General features: G+C 33.1%; 13 protein-coding genes. 1 reads left to right on the forward strand and 12 read right to left on the reverse strand.

Annotated elements, in window-relative coordinates; translation table 11 throughout:
• Nucleotides 1-37: 37 nt before the first annotated feature.
• Both OEW74_RS13365 and OEW74_RS13370 read right to left on the reverse strand, forming a co-directional pair.
• Nucleotides 38-328, reverse strand: coding sequence for a hypothetical protein (locus OEW74_RS13365; RefSeq protein WP_265428951.1), 291 nt, complete (start codon nt 326-328; stop codon nt 38-40).
• Between the two features lie 180 nt (nt 329-508).
• Entirely contained in the window at nt 509-2,116 is a 1,608-nt protein-coding gene (locus OEW74_RS13370) for a fumarate hydratase (RefSeq protein ID WP_265428952.1), read from the reverse strand.
• Nucleotides 2,117-2,324: 208 nt separating this feature from the next.
• Here OEW74_RS13370 and fumC point away from each other — a divergent pair, with 208 nt between their 5' ends.
• On the forward strand, nt 2,325-3,719 hold the full coding sequence (gene fumC, locus OEW74_RS13375) for a class II fumarate hydratase (RefSeq protein WP_265428953.1): 1,395 nt from the start codon (nt 2,325-2,327) through the stop codon (nt 3,717-3,719).
• Between the two features lie 129 nt (nt 3,720-3,848).
• Here the strand turns inward: fumC and OEW74_RS13380 are convergent, their stop codons facing one another.
• The 10 genes from OEW74_RS13380 to OEW74_RS13425 form a co-directional block, all read right to left on the reverse strand.
• Nucleotides 3,849-4,877, reverse strand: coding sequence for a S41 family peptidase (locus OEW74_RS13380; protein WP_265428954.1), 1,029 nt, complete (start codon nt 4,875-4,877; stop codon nt 3,849-3,851).
• Between the two features lie 19 nt (nt 4,878-4,896).
• A complete protein-coding gene (locus OEW74_RS13385; protein WP_265428955.1) occupies nt 4,897-5,934 on the reverse strand; it encodes an outer membrane beta-barrel protein in 1,038 nt (345 codons plus the stop codon).
• Nucleotides 5,935-5,964: 30 nt separating this feature from the next.
• Nucleotides 5,965-6,576 (reverse strand): hypothetical protein, encoded by a 612-nt coding sequence (locus OEW74_RS13390; protein WP_265428956.1) that lies wholly within the window; start codon nt 6,574-6,576, stop codon nt 5,965-5,967.
• Nucleotides 6,563-7,123, reverse strand: coding sequence for an RNA polymerase sigma factor (locus OEW74_RS13395; protein WP_265428957.1), 561 nt, complete (start codon nt 7,121-7,123; stop codon nt 6,563-6,565). Before OEW74_RS13395 ends, OEW74_RS13390 begins: the two co-directional genes overlap by 14 nt.
• 124 nt (nt 7,124-7,247) lie before the next feature.
• Entirely contained in the window at nt 7,248-7,967 is a 720-nt protein-coding gene (locus OEW74_RS13400; RefSeq protein ID WP_265428958.1) for a DUF3667 domain-containing protein, read from the reverse strand.
• A gap of 7 nt (nt 7,968-7,974) precedes the next feature.
• Nucleotides 7,975-8,301, reverse strand: a complete 327-nt coding sequence (locus tag OEW74_RS13405) for a hypothetical protein (protein ID WP_265428959.1) — start codon at nt 8,299-8,301, stop codon at nt 7,975-7,977.
• 101 nt (nt 8,302-8,402) lie between these two features.
• Complete coding sequence (locus OEW74_RS13410; protein WP_265428963.1) at nt 8,403-9,134, reverse strand: ABC transporter ATP-binding protein; 732 nt, start codon at nt 9,132-9,134, stop codon at nt 8,403-8,405.
• A 124-nt stretch (nt 9,135-9,258) separates the two neighbouring features.
• On the reverse strand, nt 9,259-10,722 hold the full coding sequence (locus OEW74_RS13415) for a DUF5687 family protein (RefSeq protein WP_265428960.1): 1,464 nt from the start codon (nt 10,720-10,722) through the stop codon (nt 9,259-9,261).
• Between the two features lie 131 nt (nt 10,723-10,853).
• Complete coding sequence (locus OEW74_RS13420; protein WP_265428961.1) at nt 10,854-11,237, reverse strand: hypothetical protein; 384 nt, start codon at nt 11,235-11,237, stop codon at nt 10,854-10,856.
• Between the two features lie 105 nt (nt 11,238-11,342).
• A partial coding sequence (locus tag OEW74_RS13425) for a hypothetical protein (protein WP_265428962.1) occupies nt 11,343-12,104 on the reverse strand: 762 nt, incomplete at its 5' end.

Consider the following 12,104-nt stretch of genomic DNA (forward strand, 5'->3'; position numbering starts at 1 on the left):
TTCCTCGGAATTCATGTGAGAAAGCAATGACAATCAATTAATGATGTCCGTGATCGTGTCCATGGCTTTCGTGGATGAAAGGACCATGACCTTTAGGCTGACTGAAAACTACTTCAACACCTTCTTGTTCAGTAAGCAATTTACTTCTAATTTGCTCAGGATCAAAAGGTTTTACTTTACCGAAGTATTCTTTCAAACCTTCAGTTAACCATAGAGGAATGATAAAACCGAAAAACATTAAGATACACCAGAATCCTACAAGGAACATACATACGAAATAAATTGTCCAAAGGAATTGGTAAAACGGCCAAAATGCTGATAACATCATGTTTCTTAAATTTTAAGCAAAAGTAGGGCTTTTTTCTTTTTCATCAAAAGATATAGAACCTAAATTTTGCAATTTATTTTTATTTTAAACTAATTAATCTAGATATTAGAAGTTAGATGTTTGATATTAGACTACAATTGCAGCGCTAAAATTCTTGCCTATAACTTCAAACTAAAAATTTTAATGGGCAAGGTTTGCAAAGAAATCGTTTCCTTTATCATCTGTAATAATGAATGCAGGGAAATCTTTCACTTCAATTTTTCTTACTGCTTCCATACCTAATTCAGGAAAATCTACCACCTCAACCGACAAGATATTATCTTTTGCCAAAATTGCAGCAGGTCCACCGATTGAACCGATGTAGAAACCTCCGTATTTGTTGCAAGCATTCGTTACATCTGCTGTCCTGTTCCCTTTTGCCAACATCACCATACTTCCGCCATGGCTTTGGAACTCGTCTACATAAACATCCATTCTTCCCGCTGTTGTTGGTCCGAAACTTCCTGAAGCCATTCCTTCCGGAGTTTTCGCAGGTCCTGCATAATAAATCGGGTGATTTTTAAAATATTCAGGCATTGGTTTTCCGGAATCTAATAATTCTTTGATTTTTGCGTGAGCAATATCTCTTGCAACGATTAAAGTTCCGTTTAGTTTCAGTCTTGTTTTGATCGGATATTTTGAAAGTTCAGCCAGAATTTCAGGCATTGGTTGATTTAAATTAATTTCAACCGCTTCTTCCAAATGTGGTGGAGTTGCAGGTAAAAATCTTTTCGGGTCTTGCTCCAATTGCTCTAAGAAAATACCGTCTTTGGTAATTTTTCCTTTAATATTTCTGTCTGCCGAACACGAAACTCCCATTCCAACCGGGCAAGAAGCCGCGTGACGAGGAAGTCTGATTACGCGAACATCGTGTGTTAAATATTTTCCGCCAAACTGAGCTCCAATTGCACTTTCCTGGCAAATCTTCTGAACTTTTGCTTCCCATTCCAAATCTCTGAAAGCCTGACCTGCTTCATTTCCTTCAGTTGGAAGATTGTCATAATATTTTGCTGATGCTTTTTTCACAGCAGCCAAATTGGCTTCTGCAGAAGTTCCTCCGATTACCAAAGCTAAGTGATAAGGCGGACAAGCAGCAGTTCCCAGATCTGAAATTCTTTCTTTTACAAAAGCTTCTAAAGATTTTTCGTTCAGTAAAGACTTTGTCTTTTGATAAAGGAAAGTTTTATTCGCAGAACCTCCTCCTTTTGTTAAGAATAAAAACTCGTAGTAATCTCCTTTTTTAGCATAAATATCGATTTGTGCCGGAAGATTTGAACCAGAATTCTTTTCATCAAACATCGTTAAAGGAATCACCTGAGAATATCTTAAGTTTCTTTTTTGGTAGGTATTGTAAATTCCTTTACTTAAATATTCACCGTCATCAACTCCTGTGTAAACATTTTCGCCTTTTTTACCCATTACAATCGCCGTTCCTGTATCCTGACAAGAAGGTAAAGCTCCTTCCACAGCAACCGCAGCATTTTGCAATAAATTATAAGCAACAAATCTGTCGTTATCAGTCGCTTCAGGATCATCGATAATTCTTCTCAAACTTTCTAAATGCGAAGAACGAAGCATGAAAGAAACGTCAGCCATAGCCTCTTCAGCCAGCAATTCTAATCCTTTCGGATCAATCGTTAAAATTTCTCTTTCACCATGATTTTCAACCTTCACGTAGTCTGAGGTCAATTTTTTGTAAACCGTATCATCTTTTAAAATTGGATACGGATCTTGATATTTAAAATCCATTTACTTTCTATTTCTATGCAAAAATACGGCTTACGAAAAAAAACATGAGCAAAATCAGAGACTTATACTCGTATTTATAACGATTATAAATTGCGAGAGTTTTTATTATTGAGTAATTTTATCATTTGAGGCTAAGATTGAGATTAAGGTTGAAATTCGCCTTAAACTTAACCTCAGCCTTAACCTTTAATAAAAAATTTCAATCACAATGAATTACAGAATAGAAAAAGACACCATGGGTGAAGTGCAGGTTCCTGCAGACAAATTTTGGGGCGCACAAACGGAACGCTCAAGAAACAATTTTAAAATCGGACCAGAAGGCTCTATGCCTCACGAAATTATCGAGGCTTTTGCTTATTTAAAAAAAGCAGCTGCATTTACAAACACAGATTTAGGAGTTCTTTCAACTTCAAAAAGAGATATGATTGCTAAAGTTTGCGATGAAATCTTAGAAGGTAAACTGAATGATCAATTTCCTTTGGTGATTTGGCAAACCGGCTCAGGAACACAATCGAATATGAATGTGAATGAAGTGGTTTCCAACAGAGCACATGTAAATAATGGTGGAACTTTAGGTGACAAATCAGAAGTTCATCCGAATGACGATGTTAATAAATCTCAGTCTTCCAACGATACTTATCCAACTGCGATGCATATTGCAGCTTACAAAAAAGTAGTTGAGGTAACCCTTCCTGCAGTTGAGAAACTAAAAAATACGTTGAACGAAAAAGCAGTTTCTTTTAAAGACATTGTAAAAATCGGAAGAACGCATTTAATGGATGCAACTCCACTCACTTTAGGACAAGAATTCTCAGGATATGTTGCTCAGTTAAACTACGGAATCAAAGCGTTGAAAAATACCTTACCTCATCTTTCTGAGCTTGCTTTGGGAGGGACTGCGGTAGGAACAGGATTAAATACTCCAAAAGGTTACGATGTAAAAGTGGCTGAATATATTGCAAAATTCACCAATCTTCCTTTTGTAACGGCAGAAAATAAGTTTGAAGCTTTGGCTGCTCATGATGCTATTGTAGAATCTCACGGAGCTTTAAAACAATTGGCGGTTTCATTATATAAAATTGCTCAGGATGTGAGATTATTAGCTTCAGGACCTCGCTCAGGAATTGGTGAAGTTCATATTCCTGAAAACGAACCGGGATCATCCATCATGCCGGGAAAAGTAAATCCTACTCAAAACGAAGCTTTAACAATGGTTTGTGCACAAGTTTTAGGAAACGATACAACGATTTCTTTTGCAGGAACTCAGGGAAATTATGAGCTGAATGTTTTTAAACCAGTGATGGCTTATAATTTCTTACAGTCTGCCCAATTGATCGCTGATGCATGTATTTCATTTAATGACCATTGTGCAGTTGGAATTGAACCAAATCATGAAAGAATTAAAGAATTAGTTGATAAATCTTTGATGTTGGTAACGGCTTTGAACACACACATTGGCTATGAAAACGCAGCAAAAATTGCAAAAACAGCTCACAAAAACGGAACAACTTTAAAAGAAGAAGCAATAAATCTAGGCTTTGTAACTTCTGAACAGTTCGACGAATGGGTAAAACCTGAAGACATGGTGGGAAGTCTGAAATAAGGCTCACAGCAAAAAACAAAAACACTCCGTAGAAAATCCTGCGGAGTGTTTTTGTTTGTTAATGTGAATGTTATTTTTTATTACTCAATTCTTATGCCAAATTGAAATATTCGTTAGTTTGTCATGAAATTATTTTTTAGTGAAAAATTGTATGGCTTCCTGAATGTTTTTGTCTTGGAGCAAATCATCAAAATTATCTTCTTTCGAAATGATAATATCCGGAGGTATTTGCTTGTAATAATTTCCATTTCTATCGCAATCATACCCTGTACTCATTGGCATTATTGTATCAAAAGGGAGTGTTATAATCATATTAGATGTTGTTTTACCCATTGTTTTCTCGCCTATAAAAACAGTATTGGGTCTTCCTTTAAAAGCCAAGGCGGTCACTTCACCTGAACTGGCAGTTAATCCTCCAATAATTACAGCAACTTTAGATTTGTCTATCAATTCTCCTCTGGGTTTTATATAAGCTGATTTCTTTTCTCCCTGATCATAAACTCCTTTATTCAATTTAGTCGAGTTAATCAACTTTTTATCTATACCAAGAGTTCCCCAAACCATATTATCTCCCAACAAATCATATAAAGCTAACAACATTGGTGTAGAATTTCCACCTGTATTAAAACGAAGATCTACAATCCAACCTTCCAGTTTATTATTCGTTTTTAATTCAGCTATTTTGTCATATAAAGGCTGAGCAATTTTATGAACATTTTCATAACTAAAATCATTAAATGAAATACTTGGCATTAAAATATAACCATATTTTTTATCTAAAATTTTCGCTTCGAATTGCGGTTTGGAAGCAAACTTTGTCATCCATTGCTTACTAAAGTTGTCCCACGAAATCTCTACTGAAGGACCGTAACTTTTCCCTTGGTAGGTTACTTTAGAATGATCTGCCCCAATTTTCTCAAATAAAACCTTCACTTCTTTTAAAGAGCTTTTAAAATCTTTTGCTGTTTCAAGGTTTTTAAATGTTTCGGTCTTTAATTTTTTCCAATCGTAATCTTCTTTATAGATATACGCAACTTCTAATGCTTTAAAAATTTTATCATAAAATACTTTTATACTGTCTTGTGATGTTTTAAATTTTTGCGCATTTACATTCAGCATAAAACACAGCAAGCAAATTAATCCTAAAGCTTTTTTCATTATTTATTGCTAATTTAAATTACCATCCCAAAGCGACCCCAAAAACCAAAGCTTTGTCGTTTGGAAAATAAGAGTCTTTGAAGAAATTGCTGAAATCTTTTTTCACAAAAAGAGAAATATTATCATAAGAAAGCGTAACCTGCGCTCCGTAAACAAAAGGATTTACCTGATAATTTGATTTATCTCTGAAACCTTGACTGTCACCTTTCACAATATTATTCGATGCCATTTTAATTCCGCCATAAACATTCGCTCCTACTCTGAAACCGTCTGAATAAGGTCTGTACTGAACATCCATTCCTGCACTTTTCAACTTAGAAAAATTATATTGAAAACCAAGCGGAACCATAATATACCCCGTTCTTAGTTTAGCTTTATCAAGACTTCCTTCATATTTTGTAAGAAAAACATCTCCGTTTTGTTTCGAAAAGATCATATTATTATCTGTACGAACGGTTCTCCAAGAAAAACCTAAACCTGAAATCAATCCCCACGGACTGGTTCTGCTGAATTGATAATTGAATTTTAAACCAAATTCAAGATTATTGGCGTAACCTAAATTTTTATCTAAATCATTATCTGCTTTATCATTCGTCAACGTCATGATTCCGTAAGAGAAATATCCATCAAGATTTTTTGTAGGACGGAACTTCTTCAATAATTTTTCTTTTAATTCTTCGTTTGAAGTTACATCAGAATTCAAAAGAGAATATCTTACCTGCTTCTGAATTACCTGATCTAAATCAAATCCTAAGCTTTCAATTCTTGCATCAATTTTTTGAGAATAACTGTCTGCAACCTGAGCTTTTTGCTTATCGAATTCTGTTTTATCTAAATTTTTAGCCTGCAGAACCAGCAATTCACTTTCCATCTGTTTCTTTTCTTCCTGAATAATCGTATTGATTTTCGCAGCATACTCTTCTACTTTCTCTTTTACAATCGGGCTTACCGTAGTATCTTCTTTTGACTGAAGATTTAAACTTAACGCTTTTCTTTGTGCATTTATTGAGGTCGCAACAAGGCACAACATTCCTGTGATGATAAATTTCTTAATCATGATATTATAATTTTTTTAGTTTAAATTGGATTATTTTGTATTGAGGTCGATCGTCGCAACATTGCTTCCATCCTTAGATTTTTCGATGACATCTTTATGCTCTACCGAGAAAAGCAGTGTAGAAGGATCTACATATCTTTTTTTCTTTTGAATTTTAGCAGAATCAGATTTTGCCATAATTTTCGTTGGCGGATTCAGTGTTATCTGAGAAGCAATTCCTGAAGGATTTTCTTTAATTAATGGCAGATTATTTTTTACAGGAACTATTTTCTCAATTTTTTCTTCTGAGGGAATATTTTTTATCTGAGTTAATTTTCCTTGATCTTCTTTTACAATAATTTCCTGTGAATTTATTTTTTCAGGTTGTGTTATTGTACTTTCTTCATTTAAAGAGGGTGTTTTAACCGTTTCTGCAACCTGCATTTTTGGTTCGCTTTCATTATTAAAAAACAAAACTGCACCCAAACCAAATATCAAAACAAAACATGCGGCAAGCAAAACCCAGTTCAGGTTAGATTTTTTTGAACTAACACTTTCGGTTTGAGCCTGAATTTCTGACCACAAATCTCTTGAAGGTGTTACTTCCCTTTCGTCGATTTGCTTTTTAATCTGATATTCTAAATTATTTTTAAACGTGTTCATTTCTCAGTTTTTTTTGTTGTTGAAAGTAAATCTTTCTCAATTTTTCTTTTGCTCTGAAGAGTTGGGTTTTGCTTACTGCCAAAGAAATATTTAGCGTATCTGCAATTTCCTGATGCGAATATTCTTCAATCACATAAAGGTTGAAAACCATTCTGTACGCATCCGGAAGCTGATCGAGAAGTTCCTGAGCATTAAAATCAAAATCAATTACCTCTTCATGCAAATCTTCCAAAACAGAAGCGTGAACATCATCCAGATAGAAAACCGTTTTACGGCTTTTGATAAAATTGAGACATTCGTTGACTACAATTTTTCTTGCCCATCCTTCAAAATTCCCTTCACCACGAAAGCTTTCGATATGTTTAAAAATTTTACAAAATGCTTTGATCACGCAATCTTCCGCCTGATACAAATCGCTGACGTAGCTTTTTGCTACACTCAGGAATTTTTTTACACTTTGATTATAAAAGATTTTCTGCGCAGCAGGATCCTGCTTCTTCAGCCGGCTCAGCAAATCTTCTTTTTTATTTTTAAACAAAAGCTTCATAGTTTATTCTGTTTCTATAGTAAAGACAGTGAAATTTTGAAAAGGTTACAAACTTTTTTATTTTTTTTAAACAACATTAAAAAAACACGTCATTAAATTGTTTTAAATTAACTTGAACATGGAATTACTCTCTAAAAAAAACAAGAATAAACAGGGCTAAAAGCACCGTTGTCATTGACAAATATAACAAGTAACCGAATATGGTAAGGTAAAATACTTTGAATTTAGGAAGACGATTAAAGAATTGCAAATTGGTCCAGAAAATTAAAGCAAGATCAATAAACAGTAATAATTTAACAATAAAATTTGTTGCATCCGGATCATTAAAAAGTAAAATGATGGGTAAGAATAAGATATGTACAATCAATCGCTGGGAGACCTTCAGTGCTTCAAAAATAAAATATTCCCAAAAGTTATATCCTGATTTCTTAAAAAATACCGCTGTGCCTAAAGCAAAAATAGGAATGGTGATAAAAACAAACCAATAATAGTGTTCTAAAATTTCTTCGAAAATAGCACCAGAAGTTCCGTTATCTTTAACGACAAGATTCACATTTGTCAAGTGATACACCAATGCATAAAGCGTTGCCATAACAATCGACAGAGAAATCGGTTTGAAATGGTGAACTCTTTTTCCTTTGATATAATCTTTGATGATATATCCGGGTTTCAGGAAAAGCTGTTTTGCGGTATAGAGAATTCCCTTATCATAATGCAGAAGACCGTGCTCAATATCTTCCCAAAGAAATTTAGCATCAATTCTATGCGTATTTGCAGACTGACCGCAATGATTGCAGTATCTTCCTTCAAAAATATGTCCGCAATTTTTACAGGTTGTGGTCATTCAATATTTATTTCTTGTCCTGGTTGCAATTAGGTGTTGCCGTCATTACATCCAAAGACATATCCATAGCCTTTTTTGACTGTTTTTTTGCTTCATCTAAATTGTCAGCTTTTCCTGCTTTTATTCCGAAAGTAACAGCATTTAATGCGTAGTTTTTCGCTAATGGGCAATCGCAGATCAAAGCGTATGCAGAAGCTTGCTCGGCATCTTCTACTCCTTTTTTGATAAAGACTTTCGCATTATCTAAATTATCTGACTTGTAAGCGTTTTTAAATTTCTCAAAAGCCATTTCAGAATACGTTACCGACATATTGCAGTTAGACTGAGAATACATTTTTAGAGGAATAAAAAAGATTCCGCAAAAAAGGATTAGGTTTAAGATCTTCATGGTATTGTGATTAAGATCTCATAAAAATAAGAATTTATTTTTACAAATTACTCAACACTTACAATCGTAGAAGTCTTATTCACCTGATCTTCAAAATATTTTTCAAGATCACGTAAAGTTTCAGGAGTCGTCTGAATATCCTGAACAACCACCCCTTTATTTACCACCACAATTCTATTACAAACTTCTGTGGTATGCGAAAGATCGTGACTGGAAATCAAAAAAGTCACTCCGTTTTCCTTTGCAAAATCACGGATCATATTTTTAAGCTTGATTTGGGTAGAAGGATCAAGATTAGCAAAAGGTTCATCCAAAATAATGATCTCTGGCTTACCAATCAAAGCTCCCACAATTCCTACTTTCTTCTGATTTCCTTTTGAAAGATCACGAACGTATTTTCCTGCATTTACGATTTCACCATTAAAAAGATCATGAAACTGCTTTAAAAACTCATCTACAGAAGCTTTATTCTGTCCTCTCAATTCGCCGATGAAATAGAAATATTCTTCAGGAGTAAGATAGCCGATCAAAAAGGTTTCATCAATAAAAGCGGAAACTTTGTTTTTCCAGGCTTCAGATTCGTTTACTTTAATGCCATCAACGCTTACAAAACCCGTTGTTGGCTGAATAAGATCAAGCATTAAACTGAAAAGCGTTGTTTTTCCGGCTCCGTTGTTTCCTACCAAACCGAAAGTTTCGCCTTTTGTAATTTCAAGATTTTCTATATTAAGAACGGTTGCTGTACCGTAAGTTTTCTTTAAGTTTTGTATTGTAATCATGTTGTTGAATGTTGGGTGTTTGATGTTGGGTGATGGATGTTTTAACTTTGACATCCCATTCCAACTTACTTATTTTTATACTAATTGATTAATTCTTTTGCCTTTTTACTTGGCTCTTCAAAAATTAATCTTTTTTGAACGCTTCCAAAGTGCTGTACTTTTCAGTTTTATATTTTGTAATGATGATATCGAATATTTTTTCACGAAAGATAAATCCTAAAAGACCTAAAATTCCGACAGAAATTACGGCAACAGAAATTCCGAAGAAATAATTCATCAAGCCGTAAACAGCCATTGGTAAAAGCATTTTTGGAATCATTAAAATAAATGCTTTGAAAGTGACTGTATTTTTTTGTCCGAATCTTTTTTCTTTTGAATTAAGATCAATTAAGTTTTTATTGTACGCACCCGACCAAAGTGTAAATTGAGAATTCACACCAATATTATATAATCCTGCAGCAAAAAATGCGAAGTAAACATTCCAGCCAAAATAGGCGTAAAACAAAGCAATGACAATCGAAATTGCAGTAACAATATTCATCAGCCACCATTTTCCTTTAAGGTATTCTTTATAAGGAACGTTCAGCGTCATCATCAACGGATAATATGCACTGTCGAAAGCCGGAACTCTTTGCCCGAAAGTAAACTGAAATCCTCCCGTTACAAAAAGCCCCATAAACATCATCATGGTTGGTGTTCTGTAGAGGTCATTAGAAAACATCAGAAGCCCGTAAAAAATAAACATAAAACTTCCGATCAGAACGCCTTTTGTGACTTTATTACGTTTCAGCATTTTAATATCGTTATTGATAAAAGTTCCGATAGCTCCGTATTTATTAAGAAAAGCAATGTTTTCAGTTTTACCAATCTCTTTTTTGGCTTCAAGACCTTCATCCAGATAAAAGCTTTTTCGGATATAATTAAAGGTAATTTTCCAAAGACTAAAAAAGAGCATCAAAGGAACTACCGCAAAGTAAGGTCTCTCGTAAAGGTTATAGAAAAATTTTTCTGAGTAAGATAAAACAGGAACAATTTCATAATAATTTAAAGCTGCAAAACCAGCAATGAGAACTCCTACCCCGATTGCGATATTTTCTTTATCATTAAATAAAAGATTGATGAAATTATTAAGGTAAAACAACGAAGAAACTCCAATAAACCAAGTGAAGATCCCAAGAAAACCATAACCATTGAAAGCCAAAATTCCGCAAAATGTTACGATAAATATAGAGTTAAACCAACTCAGTGGCGTAAGAAATGTTTTAATTAAAGTATAATTAACAACGACTTTTTTAGGAATATTCTGGGTAAGAAAAGGCTTGATATTCTGCGTAGGAATCTGCTGAATCATATATTTGAAAACCAAATCGATCAACCAGCCAATAATCATAAAACGCGAAATGATTTTCAACGGATCTTCCTTCATTTCTTCCTGTACATAGAAGTACGCAATAAAAGACATCATTGCAAGCCAAAAAATGAAGAAGCAAATCCCGATAATTCTAAAGATCTTCATGGCAAGATTGATCCCTACCGAAGATCCTCTAAAAAAACTTTTCCATTCCAGCTTCAAAAATCGTTTAAACATAATTTACTTTTTAAATATTAGTAAAGAAAAGTTTAAAAATGTTACAGAATTTGTCACCAAATGTGGGGTAATTGCAATTTGTAATAATTAAGATTTTATAAAAAGACTTTCAATTTTATCATATTCTCCATCTACAAAATACTGAAGGTATTGTAACGAAGTCTGAAAATCAATTGACCAAACCTCATCAAGAACCATTTTTCTCGCCTCCCCAAAAGCCCGAATAAGATTTTTACATTTTTAGGTCTGTTATACCATAAGGAAAATTCTAATACCTCTTCTTTATTATAATCGGATGTTAAACAAAAAGATCTCCCATCCTGAATGCATGTAAAATCTAACGACGGATTGTAATAAACCAATTCCTGGTCTAAACTGTCTGAGAATTTCAACCGCTCCATCCAAGGATAGTTCTTTGCTATGTCTAAAACATTTTTCGGCGAGAGTATTTCTTTTTTATATTCAATCTCTTTTTTATCCGGATGGCAAATAGAGTAAGTATAGGTTTTCATCATTAATATAGTTTTAAAAGTTTTTTAATTTCAGAGTAAAGAATATTCAGGTATTCAGTTGAATTCTTATTTTGTTTTTAAATACTTTCTTTTAATCGTGTTTTTAATTTACTTTCCATATTTCTTTGCCTTCATATAAACATAATCTAAATACCTTAAAAAGCTCTTATCAAAAAATAATTGACCTGTCGAATTAATGCTTTCAACATTTAAATAGTATTCATTCATTTTTGCAATGAAATTTTCCGTCCTTTTTATATCAATTAAAAATATTTGCAAAAAAGTGTAATTCTGAAACTCTACAAAAGCGTTATAATGATCAAATAATATATCGTTCAACCTTATCTTATCTGGCATTTCTGATATAATATCTTTTGTCTTATTAGATAAGCTTGCATCCATAAGTAAATCATTCTTATAAATTATTATTGATTTAGTTGGTTTAACACTATGACTACTGTAATCAATCTCTGAACCAATTTTCAGGTATGTAAAATGAGCAGAATAATTTCTTAAATCTTTAATAAATATGTGATATTTATTTTTTTTAAATAATTCTTTTCTCTCATTATACTTTTGATTCTCAATTGGATTTCTCAGAAATAATTTTTCAACATTTCGTCTATTATAGTCAACAATTGAAAATAAAGAATTTAGATAGTTAGAAAATTGTCTTGTGATTTTCCTTTGTAATTTATGTCTAATCTTTATATTACTATGAAAATTAGAATATTCAATAAGATTATCATGCAATTTCAATGTATTATTTAATTCACAAAAATTACTTTGTAATAAATAAATCATTGTTCGGTTTTCACGTAATTCTAAGAGCCTGTTTAAAAAAGAATAATAAAAAAGAGTAAGGGCTAA

Origin of the sequence: Chryseobacterium sp. YIM B08800 (assembly GCF_026163565.1) — a bacterium.
Lineage (GTDB): Bacteria > Bacteroidota > Bacteroidia > Flavobacteriales > Weeksellaceae > Chryseobacterium.

Bases quoted from the DNA above. Each gene is read 5' to 3' on its own strand.
- OEW74_RS13420 (WP_265428961.1), bottom strand. From the start codon at position 11,237: ATGATGAAAACCTATACTTACTCTATTTGCCATCCGGATAAAAAAGAG.
- OEW74_RS13410 (WP_265428963.1), bottom strand. From the start codon at position 9,134: ATGATTACAATACAAAACTTAAAGAAAACTTACGGTACAGCAACCGTT.
- OEW74_RS13405 (WP_265428959.1), bottom strand. From the start codon at position 8,301: ATGTATTCTCAGTCTAACTGCAATATGTCGGTAACGTATTCTGAAATG.
- OEW74_RS13395 (WP_265428957.1), bottom strand. From the start codon at position 7,123: ATGAAGCTTTTGTTTAAAAATAAAAAAGAAGATTTGCTGAGCCGGCTG.
- OEW74_RS13385 (WP_265428955.1), bottom strand. From the start codon at position 5,934: ATGATTAAGAAATTTATCATCACAGGAATGTTGTGCCTTGTTGCGACC.
- OEW74_RS13380 (WP_265428954.1), bottom strand. From the start codon at position 4,877: ATGAAAAAAGCTTTAGGATTAATTTGCTTGCTGTGTTTTATGCTGAAT.
- OEW74_RS13365 (WP_265428951.1), bottom strand. From the start codon at position 328: ATGATGTTATCAGCATTTTGGCCGTTTTACCAATTCCTTTGGACAATT.
- OEW74_RS13415 (WP_265428960.1), bottom strand. From the start codon at position 10,722: ATGTTTAAACGATTTTTGAAGCTGGAATGGAAAAGTTTTTTTAGAGGA.
- OEW74_RS13370 (WP_265428952.1), bottom strand. From the start codon at position 2,116: ATGGATTTTAAATATCAAGATCCGTATCCAATTTTAAAAGATGATACG.
- OEW74_RS13400 (WP_265428958.1), bottom strand. From the start codon at position 7,967: ATGACCACAACCTGTAAAAATTGCGGACATATTTTTGAAGGAAGATAC.
- OEW74_RS13390 (WP_265428956.1), bottom strand. From the start codon at position 6,576: ATGAACACGTTTAAAAATAATTTAGAATATCAGATTAAAAAGCAAATC.
- fumC (WP_265428953.1), top strand. From the start codon at position 2,325: ATGAATTACAGAATAGAAAAAGACACCATGGGTGAAGTGCAGGTTCCT.